General features: G+C 67.4%; 19 protein-coding genes. 12 read left to right on the top strand and 7 right to left on the bottom strand.

Features of this window, described 5'->3' with window-relative positions:
- Position 1: 1 nt before the first annotated feature.
- Both ACV22W_RS08515 and ACV22W_RS08510 read right to left on the bottom strand, forming a co-directional pair.
- Positions 2-1,246 (bottom strand): sarcosine oxidase subunit beta family protein, encoded by a 1,245-nt coding sequence (locus ACV22W_RS08515; protein WP_448018771.1) that lies wholly within the window; start codon positions 1,244-1,246, stop codon positions 2-4.
- 15 nt (positions 1,247-1,261) lie between these two features.
- Positions 1,262-2,647: an L-serine ammonia-lyase gene (locus ACV22W_RS08510; RefSeq protein ID WP_448018770.1), complete on the bottom strand. Its 1,386-nt coding sequence runs from the start codon at positions 2,645-2,647 to the stop codon at positions 1,262-1,264.
- 261 nt (positions 2,648-2,908) lie between these two features.
- Here ACV22W_RS08510 and ACV22W_RS08505 point away from each other — a divergent pair, with 261 nt between their 5' ends.
- The 8 genes from ACV22W_RS08505 (at position 2,909) to denD (ending at position 11,110) form a co-directional block, all read left to right on the top strand.
- On the top strand, positions 2,909-3,982 hold the full coding sequence (locus tag ACV22W_RS08505; RefSeq protein ID WP_448018769.1) for a GlxA family transcriptional regulator: 1,074 nt from the start codon (positions 2,909-2,911) through the stop codon (positions 3,980-3,982).
- Positions 3,983-4,185: 203 nt separating this feature from the next.
- Positions 4,186-4,890 (top strand): FadR/GntR family transcriptional regulator, encoded by a 705-nt coding sequence (locus tag ACV22W_RS08500; RefSeq protein ID WP_059534092.1) that lies wholly within the window; start codon positions 4,186-4,188, stop codon positions 4,888-4,890.
- Positions 4,891-4,973: 83 nt separating this feature from the next.
- Positions 4,974-5,864, top strand: coding sequence for an L-threonate dehydrogenase (gene ltnD / locus ACV22W_RS08495; protein WP_059466901.1), 891 nt, complete (start codon positions 4,974-4,976; stop codon positions 5,862-5,864).
- A 19-nt stretch (positions 5,865-5,883) separates the two neighbouring features.
- Complete coding sequence (gene otnK, locus ACV22W_RS08490; protein WP_448018768.1) at positions 5,884-7,170, top strand: 3-oxo-tetronate kinase; 1,287 nt, start codon at positions 5,884-5,886, stop codon at positions 7,168-7,170.
- Positions 7,170-7,808 carry a 3-oxo-tetronate 4-phosphate decarboxylase gene (gene otnC / locus ACV22W_RS08485; RefSeq protein ID WP_448018995.1) on the top strand — a complete coding sequence of 213 codons (639 nt, stop codon included), beginning with the start codon at positions 7,170-7,172 and terminating at the stop codon, positions 7,806-7,808. Before otnK ends, otnC begins: the two co-directional genes overlap by 1 nt.
- Before the next feature lie 139 nt (positions 7,809-7,947).
- Positions 7,948-9,273 (top strand): MFS transporter, encoded by a 1,326-nt coding sequence (locus tag ACV22W_RS08480; RefSeq protein ID WP_448018767.1) that lies wholly within the window; start codon positions 7,948-7,950, stop codon positions 9,271-9,273.
- 60 nt (positions 9,274-9,333) lie between these two features.
- Positions 9,334-10,110, top strand: a complete 777-nt coding sequence (gene otnI / locus ACV22W_RS08475; protein WP_448018766.1) for a 2-oxo-tetronate isomerase — start codon at positions 9,334-9,336, stop codon at positions 10,108-10,110.
- Positions 10,111-10,138: 28 nt separating this feature from the next.
- Positions 10,139-11,110 carry a D-erythronate dehydrogenase gene (denD, locus tag ACV22W_RS08470; RefSeq protein ID WP_448018765.1) on the top strand — a complete coding sequence of 324 codons (972 nt, stop codon included), beginning with the start codon at positions 10,139-10,141 and terminating at the stop codon, positions 11,108-11,110.
- Between the two features lie 79 nt (positions 11,111-11,189).
- On the opposite strand, the gene ACV22W_RS08465 is transcribed toward denD, so the two are convergent.
- From ACV22W_RS08465 to ACV22W_RS08455, 3 genes are all read right to left on the bottom strand, one after another.
- On the bottom strand, positions 11,190-12,278 hold the full coding sequence (locus ACV22W_RS08465) for a lysylphosphatidylglycerol synthase domain-containing protein (RefSeq protein ID WP_448018764.1): 1,089 nt from the start codon (positions 12,276-12,278) through the stop codon (positions 11,190-11,192).
- Entirely contained in the window at positions 12,275-13,444 is a 1,170-nt protein-coding gene (gene hpnI, locus ACV22W_RS08460) for a bacteriohopanetetrol glucosamine biosynthesis glycosyltransferase HpnI (protein WP_448018763.1), read from the bottom strand. Before hpnI ends, ACV22W_RS08465 begins: the two co-directional genes overlap by 4 nt.
- A 63-nt stretch (positions 13,445-13,507) precedes the next feature.
- Positions 13,508-13,858, bottom strand: coding sequence for a hypothetical protein (locus tag ACV22W_RS08455; protein ID WP_448018762.1), 351 nt, complete (start codon positions 13,856-13,858; stop codon positions 13,508-13,510).
- Positions 13,859-14,142: 284 nt separating this feature from the next.
- Here ACV22W_RS08455 and ACV22W_RS08450 point away from each other — a divergent pair, with 284 nt between their 5' ends.
- From ACV22W_RS08450 to ACV22W_RS08440, 3 genes are all read left to right on the top strand, one after another.
- The gene (locus ACV22W_RS08450; RefSeq protein ID WP_448018761.1) at positions 14,143-14,802 is read left to right on the top strand and encodes a response regulator; all 660 of its coding nucleotides are present in this window, start codon (positions 14,143-14,145) and stop codon (positions 14,800-14,802) included.
- A 32-nt stretch (positions 14,803-14,834) separates the two neighbouring features.
- Entirely contained in the window at positions 14,835-16,250 is a 1,416-nt protein-coding gene (locus ACV22W_RS08445) for an ATP-binding protein (RefSeq protein WP_448018760.1), read from the top strand.
- A 70-nt stretch (positions 16,251-16,320) separates the two neighbouring features.
- Positions 16,321-16,848 (top strand): cytochrome b, encoded by a 528-nt coding sequence (locus tag ACV22W_RS08440; protein ID WP_448018759.1) that lies wholly within the window; start codon positions 16,321-16,323, stop codon positions 16,846-16,848.
- A gap of 259 nt (positions 16,849-17,107) precedes the next feature.
- Here the strand turns inward: ACV22W_RS08440 and ACV22W_RS08435 are convergent, their stop codons facing one another.
- On the bottom strand, positions 17,108-17,383 hold the full coding sequence (locus ACV22W_RS08435; RefSeq protein ID WP_448018758.1) for a DUF4148 domain-containing protein: 276 nt from the start codon (positions 17,381-17,383) through the stop codon (positions 17,108-17,110).
- A 71-nt stretch (positions 17,384-17,454) separates the two neighbouring features.
- Positions 17,455-17,799, bottom strand: a complete 345-nt coding sequence (locus ACV22W_RS08430) for a DUF4148 domain-containing protein (RefSeq protein ID WP_448018757.1) — start codon at positions 17,797-17,799, stop codon at positions 17,455-17,457.
- Between the two features lie 203 nt (positions 17,800-18,002).
- Between ACV22W_RS08430 and ACV22W_RS08425 the strand changes: the two genes are divergently transcribed.
- Entirely contained in the window at positions 18,003-18,692 is a 690-nt protein-coding gene (locus ACV22W_RS08425) for an aspartyl/asparaginyl beta-hydroxylase domain-containing protein (protein WP_448018756.1), read from the top strand.
- Positions 18,693-18,697: the final 5 nt, after the last annotated feature.

The following is an 18,697-nucleotide window of genomic DNA, read 5'->3' as shown; positions in this document are numbered from 1 at the left end:
GTCAGTGCGCGACGGCGGCGGCGCCGTGCTCGTCGATCAGGTGGCCCGTGTAGAAGCGGTCGAGCGCGAACGGCGCGTTCAGCAGATGCGGTTCGTCGCGGGCGATCGTGTGCGCGAACACCCAGCCCGAGCCCGGCGTCGCCTTGAAGCCGCCGGTACCCCAGCCGCAGTTGAAGTAGAGGCCCTTCACGTCGGTCTTGGTGATGATCGGGCACGCGTCCGGCGACACGTCGACGATGCCGCCCCACTGGCGGTTCATTCGCACGCGCGAGAACACCGGGAACATCTCGACGATCGCCTGCAGCGTGCTTTCGATGATGTGGAAGCTGCCGCGCTGGCCGAAGCCCGTGTACTGGTCGATACCCGCGCCGATCACGAGGTCACCCTTGTCGGACTGGCTGATGTACGCGTGCACCGCGTTCGACATGATCACCGAGTTGACCACCGGCTTGATCGGCTCCGACACCAGCGCCTGCAGCGGGTGGCTCTCGATCGGCAGGCGCACGCCGGCCATGTCGGCGAGCGTCGTCGTGTTGCCGGCTGCGACCACCGCGACCTTCTTCGCCTTGATGAAACCCTTCACCGTATCGACGCCGACCACCGCGCCGCCTTCGCGACGAATGCCCGTCACCTGGCAGTTCTGGATGATGTCGACGCCGGCGCGGTCGGCGCCGCGGGCGAAGCCCCAGGCCACCGCGTCGTGACGCGCGACGCCCGCACGGCGCTGGATCGATGCGCCGAGCACCGGATAGCGGCTGTTCAGGTTGATCGTCGGCTCGATTTCCTTGATCTGCGCGGGCGTCAGGAATTCGGCGTCGACGCCGTTCAGGCGGTTCGCGTTCACGCGACGCTCGGTGTCACGCACGTCCTGCAGCGTATGCGCGAGGTTCATCACGCCGCGCTGGCTGAACATCACGTTGTAGTTGAGGTCCTGCGACAACCCTTCCCACAGCTTCATCGCCTTCTCGTACAGCGCGGCCGATTCGTCCCACAGGTAGTTCGAGCGCACGATCGTCGTGTTGCGCGCGGTGTTGCCGCCGCCGATCCAGCCCTTCTCGAGGATCGCGACGTTCGTGATGCCGTGTTCCTTCGCGAGGTAGTACGCGGTCGCGAGGCCGTGGCCGCCGCCGCCGACGATCACGACGTCGTATTCCTTCTTCGGTTCCGGGCTCTTCCACTGCTTTTCCCAGTTCTCGTGATACGAGAGGCCGTTGCGGAACAGGCTGAATATCGAGTAGCGGCTCATGTTAGTGATCCTTCGTTAGCATTCGATGACGTTCACGGCAAGACCGCCGCGCGACGTTTCCTTGTATTTCGTCTTCATGTCGGCACCCGTCTCGCGCATCGTCTTGATCACCGAATCGAGCGATACGTAGTGCTGGCCGTTACCCTTGAGCGCCATCCGCGATGCGTTCAGCGCCTTGATCGCGCCCATCGCGTTGCGCTCGATGCATGGAATCTGCACGAGCCCGCCAACCGGATCGCACGTCATGCCGAGGTTGTGCTCCATCCCGATCTCGGCCGCGTTCTCGACCTGGTCGGGCGTGCCGCCCATCACCGCGGCGAGCGCGGCCGCGGCCATCGAGCATGCAACGCCCACTTCGCCCTGGCAGCCGACTTCCGCGCCCGAGATCGACGCCGTTTCCTTGTAGATGATCCCGATCGCGGCGGCCGTCAGCAGGAATTCGACGATGCCGGCTTCGTTCGAGCCCGGCACGAACTTCACGTAGTAGTGCAGCACCGCGGGGATCACGCCGGCCGCGCCGTTCGTGGGCGCGGTGACGACCCGGCCGCCCGCCGCGTTCTCCTCGTTGACGGCCATCGCATACAGGTTGACCCAGTCGAGCATCGAAAGCGGATCGCGCAGCGACTCCTCCGAACGCGCCCGCAGGCGGCCGTTCAGTTCGGCCGCGCGGCGCTTCACGCGCATCGGGCCCGGCAGTTCGCCCTCGACCTTGCAGCCGCGCTCGACGCACGCGGCCATCGTGCGCCAGATCGCGAGCAGCCCGCCGCGCACCTCGTCTTCCGGACGCAGCGTGCATTCGTTGCGCAGCATCAGCTCGGCGATCGACAGCCCGTGTTCGCGGCACTGGCGCATCAGGTCGTCGCCGGTGCGGAACGGATACGGCACGTCGGCCGCAGCACGCACGCCGTTCACGCGATCGCCGTCGCGGTTCACGACGAAGCCGCCGCCGATCGAGTAATACTCCTTCTCGACGAGCAGCTGGCCGTGCTCGTCGAACGCCTGGAAGCGCATCCCGTTCGGATGCACGATGCTGGTGCCGCTCATCAGCTTGCGATAGAAGCCGATGTTCTCCTTCTCGTCGAAGCGAATCGTCTGCTTGCCGAGCAGCGCCAGCGACTTCTCCGCGCGGATCGCCGTGAGCCGGGGCTCGATCAGGTCCGGATCGATCGTGTCGGGCAGATGGCCCTCGAGCCCGAGCAGCACCGCCTTGTCGGTGCCGTGGCCCTTGCCCGTTGCACCGAGCGAGCCGTATAGTTCGACCCGCACGCGGCGCACGAAGCCGAGCAGGTTCGCGTCCTCGATGTGCGACGCGAAGCGGCACGCGGCGATCATCGGGCCGACCGTATGCGAGCTGGACGGGCCGATACCGATCTTGAACAGGTCGAACGCGCTGACGTTCATCTGACTTCCTCTGGGTGGGCGTACGTGAAATGTCGTTGGCATCAGTACATCAAAGCGTAAAATTGGCCGATAGAACAAAAACGGCATCGGCGTGGGATACCGCCGCCAAGCCCCGCGCAGGACGGCCGGAAAGTGCGTTTTGACGATGATTGACGACGAAAAACCACAAGTCGGCCGGCGCGCGCGCCAGCCGGCAACCGTGCCCGCGAACAGACTGCAACGAGTGAGACCCGCCTTCCCGGCGTGACGAGATTGACCGCGATGACACCCGACGTACCCGCTTCCCCCCTCGCCGAACCCGCGCCGCAGCGCATCCGTTTCGGCATCGTGCTGCTGCCGAACTTCACGCTCACGGCCTTTTCGGGTTTCGTCGACATGCTGCGGCTGTCGGCCGACGACGGCGACTACAGCAAGCCGGTGCGCTGCGCGTGGAGCGTGATCGGCGAAACGCTGGCGCCGGTGCGCGCGAGTTGCGGGATCCAGATCACGCCGTGGGAAACCTTCGAGAGCGCCGAACCGTTCGACTACGTGGTCGTGGTCGGCGGGCTGCTGCATTCGGGGCCGCAAGCGGGCCCCGAAACGCTCGACTTCATCCGCCGCGCGGCGACGGGCGGCGCGACGGTCGTCGGGATCTGCACGGGCGTGTTCACGCTGATGCGCGCGAATGTGCTCGACGGCTACCGCACGTGCGTGAGCTGGTTCCACTACTGGGATTTCATCGAACGCTTCCCGAACGCCGATCCCGACATGCTGATCGCCGATCGCCTGTTCGTGATCGACCGGCGCCGGATCACCTGCTCGGGCGGCCGCGCGTCGATCGACGTCGCCGCCGCAATCCTGCTGCGCCATTTCGATCATGCGACCGTGCAGAAGGCGCTGCGAATCCTGCTCGTCGGCGAGATGCAGAAGGGCAATGCGCCGCAGCCGCATCCGCCGGGCCTCGAGCCGGCCACGCACCCGAAGGTCAAGCGCGCGATTCTCCTGATGGAACAGCATGTCGGCCGCGCGCTGCCGCTCGAGGAACTCGCGTGCAAGCTCGACATGTCGACGCGCCAGCTCGAGCGGCTGTTCAAGGCCGAGACGGGCAAGAGCCCGCAGGCGTTCGCGAAGCAGGTGCGGCTGCGCACGGCCGCGTGGCTGCTGACCAGCTCCGACCGCACCGTCGCCGATATCGCGTCGAGTTGCGGGTTCGCCGACGCGTCGCACCTCGGCCGCGAGTTCCGCAAGCAGTTCGGCGTGCCGCCGGCGACCTATCGCGAGCGCGGCGGGGACAGCGCAGAAGCCGGCGTGCCGGTGACCGCCGATTCCGATCCCGTCGAAGACATCGCCGACTGACGATCGCGCGCGCCGTCCGCGCGCGCCCTTTCCTTCTCCTGCCCGCGCCTTGGACCTCGCACGATCGCGGCATTTTCCCGCCATTTGGAACCGGTTCCAGTCAATTTGACCGACGTTACAGCCCGCTAACCGAGGGTTATCCCGGATGCTGACGCATCTTCAAATTTGTATGATGACCACATCACCTTACAAACTAGAGTGCCATGTTCGAGAAGATTCCCGCCCGTGCGATGAGCGACCACGTCGCGCAGCAACTGCTGAAGCAGATCGAAGTCGGCAGTTTCTCGGCCACCGGCAAGCTGCCGACGGAAGCCGTGCTCGCGCAGGAATTCGGCGTGAGCCGCACCGTGATCCGCGAGGCGATCTCGCGGCTGAAGAACGAAGGCGTGGTCGAGCCGCGCCAGGGCAGCGGCGTATACGTGAACCAGCACGGCGCGATCCGGCCGCTGCGGATCGACTACGCGGAAGCCGTCGAGGCGAGCTCGCTGCCGCACCTGCTCGCGGTGCGCCGCGCGATCGAGGCTGAAGTCGCGGCCGAAGCCGCGCTGCACCACACGGCCGACGACATGGCCGACATCGACGACGCATTGCGCAAGATCGACGACGCGGCGGCCGAAGGGCGCGACGGCGTCGCGGAAGACGTCGCGTTCCACCGCACGATCGCTGCCGTCACCGGCAACCCGTATTTCCTGAAGACGCTGCAGTTTCTGAACCAGTACCTCGAGGCCGGCGTGAAGGTCACGCGGCGCAACGAAGCGACGCGCGAGGATTTCTCGCGGCAGGTGCGCGAGGAACACGCGGCGATCGCCGACGCGATCCGCGCGCGCGACCCGATGGCGGCGCGCAACGCGGCGCGCACGCACATGTACAACGCCGCCCGCCGTCTCGCGGAAGCCGGCATCTGCTGATGAACGATTGCTGAATGCGGCGGCCCGGGCCGAACCGGTGCCGTCGTTGTCCCGAACCTTTCCCGAATCGATCAAGGTTGACCATGTCACGAAATGTTGGAGTCATCGGCCTCGGCGCGATGGGCCTCGGCGTCGCCCGCTCGCTGCTGCGCGCGGGGTTCCGCGTGCACGCATGCGACGTGCGCGACACCGTGCTGCAGGCGTTCGCGGCCGAAGGCGGCGTGGCCTGCGCGAGCCCGGCCGAACTCGGCGCGCGATGCGATGTCGTCGTCACGCTCGTCGTCAATGCCGCGCAGACCGAAACGGTGCTGTTCGGCGAACACGGCGCGGTCGCGGCGATGAAGCCGGGCGGTGTCGTGATCGCGAGCGCGACCGTCGCGCCCGACTTCGCGGTCGCGCTCGGCGCGCGCATCGAGGCCGCGGGGCTGCAGATGCTCGACGCGCCGGTATCCGGCGGCGCCGCGCGCGCGGCCTCCGGCGAGATGACGATGATGACGTCGGGCCCCGCCGCCGCGTATGCCGGCTGCGACGACGTGCTCGACGCGATCGCCGGCAAGGTGTATCGCCTCGGCGACGCGCACGGCATCGGCTCGAAGGTGAAGATCATCAACCAGCTGCTGGCCGGCGTGCATATCGCGGCGGCCGCCGAGGCGATGGCCCTGGGCCTGCGCGAAGGCGTCGATGCCGACGCGCTCTACGACGTGATCACGCACAGCGCCGGCAACTCGTGGATGTTCGAGAACCGCGTGCCGCACATCCTGAACGGCGACTACACGCCACTGTCGGCCGTCGACATCTTCGTGAAGGATCTCGGCCTCGTGCTCGATACCGCGCGGCGCAGCAAGTTCCCGCTGCCGCTGTCGGCCACCGCGCACCAGATGTTCATGAGCGCGTCGAGCGCCGGCCACGGCGGCGAGGACGATTCCGCCGTGATCAAGACTTTCCCCGGCATCACGCTGCCGCCCGCCCGTTGATTCGAACGACGTTCCCGCCATGACAGCTTCCGCTTCCCGTCCCCTGCTCGGCTGCATCGCCGACGATTTCACCGGCGCGACCGATCTCGCGAACATGCTCGTCAAGAGCGGCATGCGTACCGTACAGACGATCGGCGTGCCCGCCGGCGACGCCGCAGTCGACGCCGACGCGATCGTCGTCGCGCTGAAGTCGCGCACGATTCCCGCCGCCGACGCCGTCGCGCAATCGCTCGCCGCCCACGAATGGCTGCGCGCGCAGGGCTGCCGGCAATTCTTCTTCAAGTACTGCTCGACGTTCGACTCGACCGACGCGGGCAACATCGGGCCCGTCGCCGATGCGCTGCTCGATGCGGCCGGCGGCGGCTTCGCGATCGCGTGCCCGGCGTTCCCGGAAAACGGTCGCACGATCTTCCGCGGCCACCTCTTCGTCGGCGACGTGCTGCTGAACGAATCGGGCATGGAGAACCACCCGCTCACGCCGATGAAGGACGCGAACCTCGTGCGCGTGCTGCAGCGGCAAACGAAATCGCAAGTCGGCCTGATCCGCTACGACACGATCGCGCTGGGCGCGGCCGCCGTGCGCACGCGAATCGAGCAGCTGCGCGCGGAAGGCGCACGCTTCGCGATCGCCGACGCGCTGTCGGATCGCGACCTCTACGTGCTCGGCGAAGCGTGCGCGGGCCTGCCGCTCGTCACCGGCGGCTCGGGCGTCGCCCTCGGCCTGCCCGCGAATTTCCGTCGCGCGGATCAGCTGCCCGAGCGCGACAATGCGGCCTCGCTGCCGCGCATCGACGGGTTGTCGGCGGTGCTCGCCGGCAGCGCGTCGAAGGCGACCAACGCCCAGGTCGCCGCGTGGCGCGAAAGCCGGCCGAGCCTCCGGATCGATCCGCTCGCGGCCTCGCGCGGCGAGCCCGTCGTCGACGCCGCACTCGCGTTCGCACGCTCGCACCTGCCGCAACCCGTGCTGATCTACGCGACCGCGACACCCGACGAAGTGAAGGCCGTCCAGCAGGCGCTCGGCGTCGAGGCGGCCGGCCATCTCGTCGAGAGCACGCTCGCGGCGATCGCCAGGGGCTTGCGCGAGCTCGGCGTGCGCAAGTTCGTCGTCGCCGGCGGCGAGACGTCCGGCGCGGTCGTGCAGGCGCTCGACGTGAAGTCGCTGCAGATCGGTGCGCAGATCGATCCGGGCGTGCCGGCGACGGCCACCATCGACGCGCAGCCGCTCGGCCTCGCGCTGAAATCCGGCAACTTCGGCACGGTGGACTTTTTCGACAAGGCGCTGCGCGCGCTCGACGGAGCAGCATGATGAGCCACGAAGCGAAACTGCGCGAGGAGATCTGCGTCGTCGGCGCGAGCCTGTATGCGCGCGGCCATGCAGTCGGCAGCGCCGGCAACATCAGCGCGCGTCTGGACGACGGCTGGCTGATCACGCCGACCGATGCCTGCCTCGGCCGCCTCGACCCGAACGACATCGCGAAGGTCGGCCTGGACGGCCAGCCGGTCTCGGGCGGCAAGCCGTCGAAGACGCTCGCGCTGCATCGCGGAATCTACGCGCGCAATGCGCAGGCGCACGGCATCGTCCATACGCATTCGACGCACCTCGTCGCGCTGACGCTCGCGGGCGTATGGCGCGACACCGACGTACTGCCGCCGATCACGCCGTACTACGTGATGAAGGTCGGCCACATTCCGCTGATCCGCTATCGCCGCCCCGGCGACCCGGCCGTCTCAGCCGAAGTCGCGGCACTCGCCGATCAGGTGCGCGGCGTGCTGCTCGACCGCCTCGGCCCGGTGATGTGGGGGCAATCGGTGTCGCACGCGTCGTACGCGCTCGAGGAGCTCGAGGAAACCGCGCGGCTTTGGCTGATGACGAACCCGAAGCCCGAGCCGCTGTCCGACGCCGCGCTCGACGAACTGCGCCAGACCTTCGGCGCACGCTGGTAACGCAACGCATCGCGCCCGGATCTCGCAGGACTACGTACCGATTCCCATGCCCGCCGTGTGCGCGGGCCCTTCCATCAGCACACACGACACAATCCGGCGGCGTGCGCGCCGCCGGCACATGACATCCCAGGAGACGACGATGACTGCTCTCGACGCGGCCGCAAGCCGCTCGCCCGCCGCGCCCGCCCAATCGGGCGAGCTCGACCGCACCTACAGGAAAGTGTTCTGGCGCATCGTGCCGTTCCTGATGCTCTGCTACGTGGTCGCGTATCTCGATCGCGTAAACGTCGGCTTCGCGAAGCTGCAGATGTCGCAGGACCTCGCGTTCAGCGAAACCGTGTTCGGCCTCGGCGCCGGCATCTTCTTCCTCGGCTACTTCCTGTTCGAACTGCCGAGCAACATGCTGATGCACCGCATCGGCGCGCGCATCTGGATCGCGCGGATCATGATCACGTGGGGCCTGCTGTCCGCGCTGTTCGCGTTCGTGAAGACGCCGACGCAGTTCTACGTGCTGCGCTTCCTGCTCGGTCTCGCGGAAGCCGGCTTCTATCCGGGCGTGATCCTGTACCTCACGTACTGGTTCCCGTCGCATCGCCGTGCGAAGATCATCGCGGTGTTCATGTCGGCGATTCCGGTGTCGGGCATCTTCGGCAACCCGCTGTCGGGCTGGATCATGGAGCGCTTCCACGGCGGCTCGGGCTTCCACGGCTGGCAATGGATGTTCATGATCGAGGCCGTGCCGGCCGTGCTCGTCGGCATCGCGACGATCCTGTATCTCGACAACAGCATCCGCAGCGCGAAGTGGCTCGACGAGCGCGAGAAGCAGATCCTCGAGGATGAAATCGCCGCGCAGCCGCAGGAGCAGCAACAGCACGGCCATTCGCTGAAGGCCGTGTTCTCCGATCCGCGCATGTGGTGGATGTCGCTGATCTACTTCGCGTTCGTCACCGGCCAGTACGGTCTCACGTTCTGGATGCCGACGCTCGTCAAGTCGACCGGCATCACCGATACGTTGCAGATCGGCCTGCTGTCGGCAATTCCGTTCGTCGTCGCGATCGTCGTGATGAACCTGTTCGGCCACAGCGCGGACAAGCGCCGCGAACGCCGCTGGCACCTGATCGTGCCGGCGCTGATGGGCGCGGTCGGGTTTGCGGTCGCCGCGTCGTACTCGCACAATACGGCGGTGTCGATCGTGTTCCTGTCGCTCGCGGCGGGCGGCGTGCTGACCTGCGCACCGCTGTTCTGGTCGCTGCCGACCGCGTTCCTCGCCGGCTCCGCCGCGGCCGCCGGGATCGCGATCATCAACTCGGTCGGCAACCTCGCCGGGTTCGCGAGCCCGTACGTGATCGGCTACCTGAAGGACGTCACGCACAGCACGTCGTCCGGCATGTACGTTCTGGCCGCCATGCTCGTAATCGGCGCGATCGCCGTGTGGCTCACGCCCGCGAAACTCGTGAACCGCTGATCCGTCATTCAACGCGGGGCGCCGTGCGCCCTGCCCCATTCATTCACAGGACCCGCTGCCATGCCCCGCTTCGCCGCCAACCTCTCGATGATGTATACCGAGCACGCGTTCCTCGAACGCTTCGCCGCTGCCTCGTACGACGGCTTCAAGGCCGTCGAGTACCTGTTCCCGTACGACTTCGCCGCCGAGGACATTCGCGCGCGCCTCGACGCGCACGACCTCGAGCAGGCGCTGTTCAACGCGCCGCCGGGCGACTGGGCCGCCGGCGAGCGCGGGATCGCGTCGCTGCCGGGCCGCGAGGACGAGTTCCGGCACGGCATCGACCAGGCGCTCGACTATGCGCGCGTGCTCGGCAACAAGAAGCTGCACGTGATGGCCGGGATGGTCGCGCCGGGCGCCGACCGCGCGCGCCATCGCGATACCTACGTGGCGAACCTGCGGCATGCGGCGCAGGCGGCGGCCTCACATGGCATCACGATCCTGATCGAGCCGATCAACCAGCGTGACATGCCCGGCTATTTCCTGAGCCGCCAGGACGATGCGCACGACATCCGCGCGGAAGTCGGCGCGCCGAACCTGAAGGTGCAGTTCGACTGCTATCACTGCCAGATCGTCGAAGGCGACCTCGCGATGAAGCTCAAGCGCGATTTCGCGGGCATCGGCCACATCCAGATCGCCGGCGTGCCCGAGCGTCACGAGCCGGACATCGGCGAACTCAACTACCCGTATCTGTTCGAGCTGATCGACGCGCTCGGCTACGACGGCTGGATCGGCTGCGAGTATCGCCCGAAGGCCGGCACGTCCGAAGGGCTCGGCTGGCTCAAGCCTTATCTGTAATCCACGCATTCCGAAGAGGGCTCACAACATGAAAGTACTGATCACCGGCGGCGCCGGCTTTCTCGGCCAGCGTCTCGCTCGCAAGCTGCTCGAGCGCGGCGAACTGACCGGCCCCGACGGCCGGACCGGCAAGATCGACGAGCTGGTGCTGCTCGACGTCGTGAAGGGCAGCGATTTCGGCGACGCGCGCGTGACGTCGATCGTCGGCGACATCGCCGATCGCACGGTGCTCGAAAGCGCGATCGACGCGCAGACGGGCGCGATCTTCCATCTCGCGGCGATCGTCAGCGGGCAGGCCGAAGCCGATTTCGATCTCGGCATGCGGATCAATCTCGACGCGTCGCGCACGCTGCTCGAAGTGTGCCGCGCGCGCGGCCATCGTCCGCGCGTCGTGTTCACGAGCTCGGTGGCCGTCTACGGCGGCGTGTTGCCCGACGTCGTGCAGGACGACACCGCGCTGAATCCGCAATCGTCGTACGGCGCGGAGAAGGCAATCGCCGAACTGCTGCTGTGCGACTACGCACGACGCGGCTTCGTCGACGGCCGCGTGCTGCGGCTGCCGACCATCAGCGTGCGGCCGGGTCGCCCGAACGCGGCGGCGTCGTCGTTCGCGAGCGGCATCATCCGCGAACCGCTGAACGGCGAGGAAAGCGTGTGTCCGGTGCCCGGTTCGACGCGGCTGTGGCTGCTGTCGCCGCGCGGCGCGATCGACGCGCTCGTCGCGGGTTGCGAGATCGACAGCGAGAAGCTCGGCAACAAGCGCGTGATCAACCTGCCGGGCCTGTCGGTATCCGTCGATGAAATGATCGCGGCGCTGCGCGAAGTCGCGGGCGACGAGGTCGTGAAACTGATCCGTCATGCGCCGGACGAACGCGTCGAGAAGATCGTCGGCAGCTGGCCGGGCCGCTGGGACACGACGCGCGCCGAAGCGTTCGGCCTGAAGGGCGACACGTCGTTCGCGGACGTGATCCGCAGCCACATCGCCGACGAGCGGTGTTGATTGCCGCGCCGCCCGGCGAGGCAAGCGGCCGCGTCGGCGAACCGCTGCCCGCCCGGGTGGCCGGCAACGTCGTGCCGCATCAACGCGGCCCGGCGGACTCCCCGACGGGCATCGATGCGCGTTTCGCCTCGTACGGCGAGCGCGCCGCGCCGGCCGCATGCTGCCATGCGAGCAAGCCCGGCAGATAGAACAGCAAGTCGCGCACGCGCCGCGCGCCGGCGAGTGCCAGACAGGTCGGCGCGTCGAACCCGAGCAACCCGCCGATCAGCACGAACCCGCCCTCCTGCACGCCCAGCCCGCCCGGCATCAGGAACGCGATGCTGCTCAGGAGCTGGATCAGGGCTTCGATCGCGAGCGCCTGCGCGAACGTCGGATCGGCGCCGAGGAAACGCAGCGCGAGCCAGATTTCCAGCGAATAGCCGACAAATTGCAGTGTCTGCCAGATCGCCAGATAGCGGACGACGAGACCCGTCTTTCTCCAGATCATCCGGATCGACTGATCGGTGCGTGCCGATTCGCCGACCAGCGCCACCACCTTGCCGCTCGTGACGCGGTTGACCACGCGCATCGCGCGCTCGAACGGCCGCGCGTGCTGAACCAGCGCGAACAGCAGCAGCACCGGCACGAGCGCCGCCATACCGATGGCGAGGCGCGCGGCCACCTGCGCGGCATCGGACGACACGTGTTCGAGCACATAGCCGATCGCGACCAGCGCGAACACGAGCTGGCTGATCAGCGTCAGCTGCATGTCCGCGACGAGGCTCGCCACGGCAGTCGCCGGGCGCACGCCCGCCTGCCGCAGCAGGCTGAACGACACGATCTCGCCGCCGATCCGCGCGACCGGCAACAGCCCGTTGATCGATTCGCGGATCCATACGAGCTTGAGCATCGTCGCGAACGACGGCCGGCGCGGGCCACGGATCAGCATCCGCCAGTCCCACGCATTCGCGAGCATCGGCAGGATGTGGGCCAGCGCGGCGACCAGCAACCCGGCGCCGGCAATCCGCATTCGGTGCAGGATCTCCAGCGGATGCTCGCGCCAGATCAGCCACACCGCGAGCACCAGCCCGGCCAGCGCCGCCGCACGCCCCGCATGCCGCAACCGCGCGTCGCGACGCGCGGGCGGCCGGTCCGCGCCTTCGACGTCGGAATGCGCGTCGTGCATCATGATTTCCCCGCCGGCGACAACAAGCCCTCGCGGTCGACGCGAAAGCGCGTGCCGCGCCAGACGACGTGCGACGAGAAGAAGCTCGACACGAACACCACGAACTGCAGCAAATCGACGAACGGCAGCCAGAGCGCGCCGCGCAGACCCGCGCCGGTGGCGCGGCTCGTCCGGAACATCAGCAGCGCCCGCGCGACGAGTGCAGCGAACACCAGCCACCACGCGGCGAGCGTGCCGCCGGAAAACAGCACGGCCAGCAATGCAAGCGGCAACGGATGCATCAGCACCGACCCGGCGTGACCGAGCCGGTCCGCCGCGCGGATCGTGCAGCTCCAGCGCAATTCGTGCGCGTACAACCTGGCGAAGGTCTCTTCGACACAGGCATGTCCGACGACGAACGGCGCAACGACGACCTGCGCGCCGACCTGCCGCACCGCTTCGCCGAGCGCGTGATCCTCGGCCAGGTGATGCGCGAAACGCGCGAGCCCGCCGATGCGTTCGAGCGTCGCGCGCGTGATCGCAATCGTCTGGCCAAAGCACGGACGGGCACGCCCGATGAAAAGCCCGGTAATGACGCCCGGCAGGAAATGGTAGTTCGTCATCGCGACGGCGACACCGGGCCAGAAGCCCGGCGACGCGACGCCGCGATACACGCTCGTCACGATGCCGACTTCCGGCTGCTGTAGCGCGCCGACGACGGCACGCAGATAATCGCGCTCGACCAGCACATCGCTGTCGGCAAGACACCGCACAGAATGTTCCGCGTGTTCGAGCATGTTGACGAGATTCGCGATCTTGCGATTCGGCCCGTATAAACGCGCATCGGCGACGACCTTGATGTTCGCGTCCGGATGGCGCATGCGCAGCGTCTCGACGGCCGCCAGCGCCGCGTCGCCCGCATCGTGCACGCCGAACAGATGCTGTACCGGCCCCGGATAATCCTGGACGAAGAAGCTTTCGAGATGCTGTACGAGGTCCCATTCGTCGCCGTGCAGCGGTTTCGCGACGGTGACGCCCGGATAGTCGCGCGGCGTCTCCCGCGCGCGCGAAAAGAACCGGCCGACCAGCACGCTGGCCGTGACAGTGTAGGCAATGCCGAGCAACACGCCCAGCCCGCAGGCGATCGACATCACGCCGGCCAGCGCGTACAGCACATGCAGCAAGACCATGCTTCTCCCCAGTGGTGGCTCAGTGACCGCGACGCCCGGGAGCCGGCGCACGCGAACGCGCGCTCACCCGTACACGCCGCCGTATCGATTCCCGTTGAGCCGGATATGCAGGACGACCAAGCGACGGTACGCGCAATCAGATGACACGACTACCGTGCGGCGATCGACTCCGGACACGCGCACATAGCCGCAAACGTCCGCGGCCCTGAAAGCCGCGTCGGCCACCTTACGGGCCGACAGGATCGCGGTCGCGACCGCGACGACGGTCCAGATGCGGAATGTCATCGTCGTGAAAAACGCTTCGGGTATGCGCAACGCAAACAAGGAAACCAGCACGAAACACTGAATGAACATGCCGGCGAGCGCGGCGATCAACAGGTAGGCGCGCCATCGCTCGATCGTCGAGGATGCCATCAGGAATGAACCTCCTGTGCGGACGACCCGCATCGATCCTGCTTCGATCGACACGGTCGCGGGTGGACGGGCAAGCGCGTGCCGGACGCGCCAAACCCGGTTCGGGATCAGGGGAAGCGGAGATCGACCCGAGAAATGTTGTGGCCGATGGTAGCGGGAATGCCGGTGCCGAACCTTAAGCGATCTTCAGAATCGGGCGATATTCGAGGGAACGCAATTACAATCCGTTGCACGGCGCGCATAGGCGGGCTCGTACAATTGCTGTATCCGCACACGAATCGACCATGCGCCTCCTCCTTGTCGAAGACGACGACCTGATCGGCAGCGGCCTCGAAATCAGCCTGAGTCAGGCCGGTTATCAGGTCGACTGGCTGCGCGACGGTCATACCGCCACCGCCGCTCTCGCGACGACGCGCTTCGCGCTCGCCGTCCTCGATCTCGGCTTGCCCGGCAAATCGGGAACGGAACTGCTGCGCGCGATGCGGGACGCGGGCGATACCACGCCGGTGCTCGTACTGACCGCGCGCGGCACCGTGGCCGATCGGGTCCGCGGCCTCGACGACGGCGCCGACGACTACCTCGCGAAACCATTCGAGCTGTCCGAGGTGCTCGCCCGCTGTCGCGCGCTCGTGCGCCGCTCCCAAGGTCGCGCCGGCGATGAAATCGTATGGCGCAACATCACGATCGACCTCACCACCCAAACGGTGACACGCGACGCGGCGCGCATCGCGCTGACGTCGCGCGAATGGACGATCCTCGTTCAGCTCGTGAGTCATGCGGGCATGCCCCAGTCGCGGGCGCGTCTGGAGGACGGCCTGTACGGATGGCAGGAAGGCATCGAAAGCAATGCGATCGAGGTTCACGTCTCGAATCTGCGCAAGAAGCTCGGCGCGGAACTGATCCGGACGGTGCGGGGCATCGGTTACGTCGTCGACAAACCATGATCTCGCGCTCGATACGGCGTCGCGTCTCATCGATGGCGCTCGGCTGCGTGACCGTCGTCTGGATCGTCGCCGTGTTCGGCAGCTTCCGGCACGCGACACGCGAGATCGGCGAATGGGAAGACGCCCGCCTCGTCGAATATGCGTCGCTGCTCGTCGATCTCGCACCGGCCGACCTCGACCGCCTCGCCCGCTTCCCGCCCGACGCACGCATCGAACTGACTCACGGCACGTCGGTCGTCGCCCGAGACAACGACGGCGATCGTCTGCCGCGCGACGTCCTGTTCGAAGTCCGCGACGCGCGGGGCAACGTCGTCGCGTCGAGCCTGCCGGCCGACGCGCCCGGCCAGCCCGATGCGGCCGGGCGAAGCGACACCCCCGCAACGATCGTCGTGCACGGCACGCAATGGCGCACGCACACGCTGCGCGACGACGCGTCGGGACGATGGATACGGGTGATGGAGCCGGCCAACACGCGCAGCGATCTCGCGACGGGCATCGCGCGCGGCATCGTCTGGCCGCTGATCGTCGCGCTCCCGGTGCTGGCGTTGCTGCTCTGGTACCTGATCGGGCGCAGTCTCGCGCCGCTGAAGACGCTGTCGACGCTGATCGGCGCGCGCGACGCGCGCTCGCTCGAGCCGCTCGGCATCACGACCGTCCCGGAAGAAGTCCGCACGCTGGTCGACGCGATCGACCGCCTGCTCGCCAGATTGCGGCAGTCCATCGTGCGCGAGCGGGCATTCACGTCCGACGCCGCGCACGAACTCAAGACACCGCTGGCCGCGATCAAGGTTCAGGCCCAGGTGGCGCTCGCGACCGACGATCCGACGCGCAAACAGCTCGCCATGCAGCGCGTGGTGCAAGGCGTCGATCGCAGCGCACGTCTCGCCGAACAGTTGCTGCTGCTCGCGCGGCTCGACGAATACGAACGCATTCCGGTGCGCGCCGTCGTCGTCCGCGAACTGGTCGACGCAGCCATCGAGCGGCATCTCGCGAAGGCGTCGGATCACTTCATCGACATCGTCGCCATCGGCACGCCCGTGCGAGCGATCCAGGCCGATCCGATCCTGCTCGGCATCCTGCTCGACAATCTGCTCGACAACGCGGTCAAGTATGGTCGGCAGGGTGGCCGCATCGAGATCGACGTACACGACGACGGTGCCACGCAACGCATCGCCGTGCGCGACGACGGGCCCGGCGTCGCCCCCGGCGAGCACGCGCGGCTCGGTGATCGCTTCTATCGCGGCGTCGGCACGCAGTTGCCTGGCAGCGGGCTCGGGCTGTCGATCGTTCAGCGCATCGCCCAATACTTCGGCGGCACCGTGCAGTTCGGGCCCGGCATCGGCGGCCAAGGCCTCGGGGTCACGATCGCGTTGCCGTCCGCTGAATCCCCTCGGATCGATGACACGCAAGCGTTATCGGGCGAAGCCGGTGCGCGGTCGCACGCTTAACGTTTCGTTAAGGATTCGGCCGTAAAATCCGCCGGAAGATACGGTCCTCATCCGCTTGCCAGGAGTTTTCATGTCTACAACCGCTCGATACGACGCAGTCGCACGCCTTCTTCACTGGCTGATCGTGGCGCTGGTCGTCGCGCAATATTTAATCGGCTGGACGATGCCCGACGTGCATCGCGACACACAACCGATCGGCCTGATCGCCGCGCACCTGATCGTGGGCACCGCGCTGCTTGCCGCAATGGCTTGCCGCGTGCTCTGGCGCGTGACGCATCGCCCGCCGGCCGACGAACTGTCGCCCGCGATGCGCGCGGTGTCCGGTGCAACGCACTTCGGGCTCTATGCACTGCTGGTCGTGGTGCCGTTGCTCGGCTGGATCAATGCGTCGTCGCGCGCATGGGCCGTGACGCTGTTCGGCGTCGTCCCGCTGCCGGCGCTGTCGGCGGCCGGCTCGGGATTCGGGCACGCGATGGGCGACGTGCACGGCATCCTCGCGTGGGTGCTGTTCGGCGGCATCTGCCTTCACGTCGCGGCCGCGGTCGCGCATCGTTTCGTCCTGCGCGACGGGGTCATGCAACGGATGATGCCCTGGTAATCTCGCCGCCTGCCCCCTTGCGCATCGTCGCAGGCGGAGATCCGGCAATGACGCATCGCGCGCTCGCCTGCATCGCGGCTCACCCTGCAATCGACCTGCGCGCCCATCGGAAGCGGGCAACGCGCTGATCTCGGCGGCGCGCGATCGACGGCCTCGCCGTCCGTGCGGTTCGGCCAGGCCGCGTGCCGCGAACGGCGTGCGTATTGCCGTACCGCGAGCACGTCGGCCCGAAGACACATACGTACATGTCGGCACCTGGTTAGTCGGTCTGCGCCGGCATGACGGCGGCCGGCGCGGGCGCGGCGGGCAAAGCCGCCATCCTCGCCCGATCCTGCTCGGCGACCTTCGCCAGCGCGGCCTGAATGTCCGCCGGATATTCTCCGTCGTCCCCCCTCGACGGATCGTAGCCCGCCGCTTCCAGACGAATCAGTTCCTCGCGAACCTGTGCACGCGTGAGCGGCGCATTCGATTGCGCGAATGCAGACTGACCGGATACCACGCTGATCATCATCAGTAGTGCGATACAAGTTTTCATCATGAACTCCTTCAATGTTGCGTGCCGATCCACCTTCGCGGATGCCGGGACGGCCGAGGTGGCCCGCTCCTTCAGCTTCCGAAATACGGCGTGCAGAAGCTCTCGGGGCCCACGCACGCGGCCGAGCGCGGACGCGACGGCAGCACCGTCGGCCTCCCCGCATCGGAAGTCGCGGCCGGATCGCTGCCGACCGCGGTTTCGGCCTGATGCCGAGGCATCTGTTCGGCCTGCTGCTGGAACAGCGGACTCACGTCCGGATACGACGTATCGGTCACGAAGCGCAGCCCGTTGTTTTCGGCGTCGATCAGTTGCTGCCTGACCTGCTCGCGCGTCAGTGCCTGTGCCGACGCAGGCGTCGCGACACTCGCGACGCACATCGCCGCCACCGTGGCGGCCACCAGCCAATGCGTATTCATGCTCACTCCTTCGGAAGTCAATGAAACGACGTGCTACACCCGTATGACGACCCGGAGTGTCCGTTTATTCCCGGAATGGCGAACCGCTTGTGCCGGACGTTCATCGAACTGTCATTCTTTCGTCAGCCGGCGTAACCTGACGTAACGCAGGCCCCACCGCGCGTGGGGCAGACTGACGACACCTTGTGGATCGCGCCTCGATCATGTCCGTCGCTTACGACTATGCAGCCGGCCTGCTTCGCATGCTGTTCGACCGTCATATCGACAGCGGTGCCGTGCTCGACCCGGCCATGTTCCCCGACGCCGAGCGATTCGTCCGCGCGTGGCCGGCCATTCGTGCGGAAGCGCTGGCCGTCGCGCGCGACCTGCCGCGCATCCCGCGTTTCCATGAGATCATGCGCGAGCAGCACGACATCTCGGCCAACGATGCGCGCGACTGGCGGATGTTCATCATGCAGGCTTACGGCCAGCCGTTCCAGCGCAACCTGTCGCGTTGCCCGACCGTCGCATCGATCGTCGCGGCGTCGCCGGACGTGTTGTCCGCGTCGCTGTCGTTCCTCGCGCCCGGCAAACACATCCCGCCGCATCGCGGACCGTTCCGCGGCATCTTGCGCGGCTATCTCGTGCTGTCGATGCCGAAGCGCGCCGACGGCACGCCGGCCGCGGTGCTGAAGGTCGACGGCCATGAATACCGGCTCGAAGAAGGCCACTTCCTGCTGTGGGACGACACGTTCGTGCACGAGGTGTGGAACGACAGCGACGCGGTGCGAATCGTGCTGCTGCTCGATATCCGACGGCGCGGCATGCCGCGCTTGCTGACATGGCTGTCGAATGCGGTGATCGGCATCGTGCGGCTCGGAATCCGGATGCGGGGGCGGTCGATCCCGGTCTAGCCAAC

The sequence above is a fragment of the Burkholderia sp. AW49-1 genome, assembly GCF_053427845.1.
Note: the sequence above shows the minus strand (reverse complement) of the source record. Positions and strands in the feature narration are given on the sequence as shown.

Excerpts from the sequence above, each read along its gene's own strand:
- ACV22W_RS08515 (WP_448018771.1), bottom strand. The coding sequence starts at position 1,246 with ATGAGCCGCTACTCGATATTCAGCCTGTTCCGCAACGGCCTCTCGTAT.
- ACV22W_RS08510 (WP_448018770.1), bottom strand. The coding sequence starts at position 2,647 with ATGAACGTCAGCGCGTTCGACCTGTTCAAGATCGGTATCGGCCCGTCC.
- ACV22W_RS08505 (WP_448018769.1), top strand. The coding sequence starts at position 2,909 with ATGACACCCGACGTACCCGCTTCCCCCCTCGCCGAACCCGCGCCGCAG.
- ACV22W_RS08500 (WP_059534092.1), top strand. The coding sequence starts at position 4,186 with ATGTTCGAGAAGATTCCCGCCCGTGCGATGAGCGACCACGTCGCGCAG.
- ltnD (WP_059466901.1), top strand. The coding sequence starts at position 4,974 with ATGTCACGAAATGTTGGAGTCATCGGCCTCGGCGCGATGGGCCTCGGC.
- otnK (WP_448018768.1), top strand. The coding sequence starts at position 5,884 with ATGACAGCTTCCGCTTCCCGTCCCCTGCTCGGCTGCATCGCCGACGAT.
- otnC (WP_448018995.1), top strand. The coding sequence starts at position 7,170 with ATGAGCCACGAAGCGAAACTGCGCGAGGAGATCTGCGTCGTCGGCGCG.
- ACV22W_RS08480 (WP_448018767.1), top strand. The coding sequence starts at position 7,948 with ATGACTGCTCTCGACGCGGCCGCAAGCCGCTCGCCCGCCGCGCCCGCC.
- otnI (WP_448018766.1), top strand. The coding sequence starts at position 9,334 with ATGCCCCGCTTCGCCGCCAACCTCTCGATGATGTATACCGAGCACGCG.
- denD (WP_448018765.1), top strand. The coding sequence starts at position 10,139 with ATGAAAGTACTGATCACCGGCGGCGCCGGCTTTCTCGGCCAGCGTCTC.
- ACV22W_RS08465 (WP_448018764.1), bottom strand. The coding sequence starts at position 12,278 with ATGATGCACGACGCGCATTCCGACGTCGAAGGCGCGGACCGGCCGCCC.
- hpnI (WP_448018763.1), bottom strand. The coding sequence starts at position 13,444 with ATGGTCTTGCTGCATGTGCTGTACGCGCTGGCCGGCGTGATGTCGATC.
- ACV22W_RS08455 (WP_448018762.1), bottom strand. The coding sequence starts at position 13,858 with ATGGCATCCTCGACGATCGAGCGATGGCGCGCCTACCTGTTGATCGCC.
- ACV22W_RS08450 (WP_448018761.1), top strand. The coding sequence starts at position 14,143 with ATGCGCCTCCTCCTTGTCGAAGACGACGACCTGATCGGCAGCGGCCTC.
- ACV22W_RS08445 (WP_448018760.1), top strand. The coding sequence starts at position 14,835 with ATGGCGCTCGGCTGCGTGACCGTCGTCTGGATCGTCGCCGTGTTCGGC.
- ACV22W_RS08440 (WP_448018759.1), top strand. The coding sequence starts at position 16,321 with ATGTCTACAACCGCTCGATACGACGCAGTCGCACGCCTTCTTCACTGG.
- ACV22W_RS08435 (WP_448018758.1), bottom strand. The coding sequence starts at position 17,383 with ATGAAAACTTGTATCGCACTACTGATGATGATCAGCGTGGTATCCGGT.
- ACV22W_RS08430 (WP_448018757.1), bottom strand. The coding sequence starts at position 17,799 with ATGAATACGCATTGGCTGGTGGCCGCCACGGTGGCGGCGATGTGCGTC.
- ACV22W_RS08425 (WP_448018756.1), top strand. The coding sequence starts at position 18,003 with ATGTCCGTCGCTTACGACTATGCAGCCGGCCTGCTTCGCATGCTGTTC.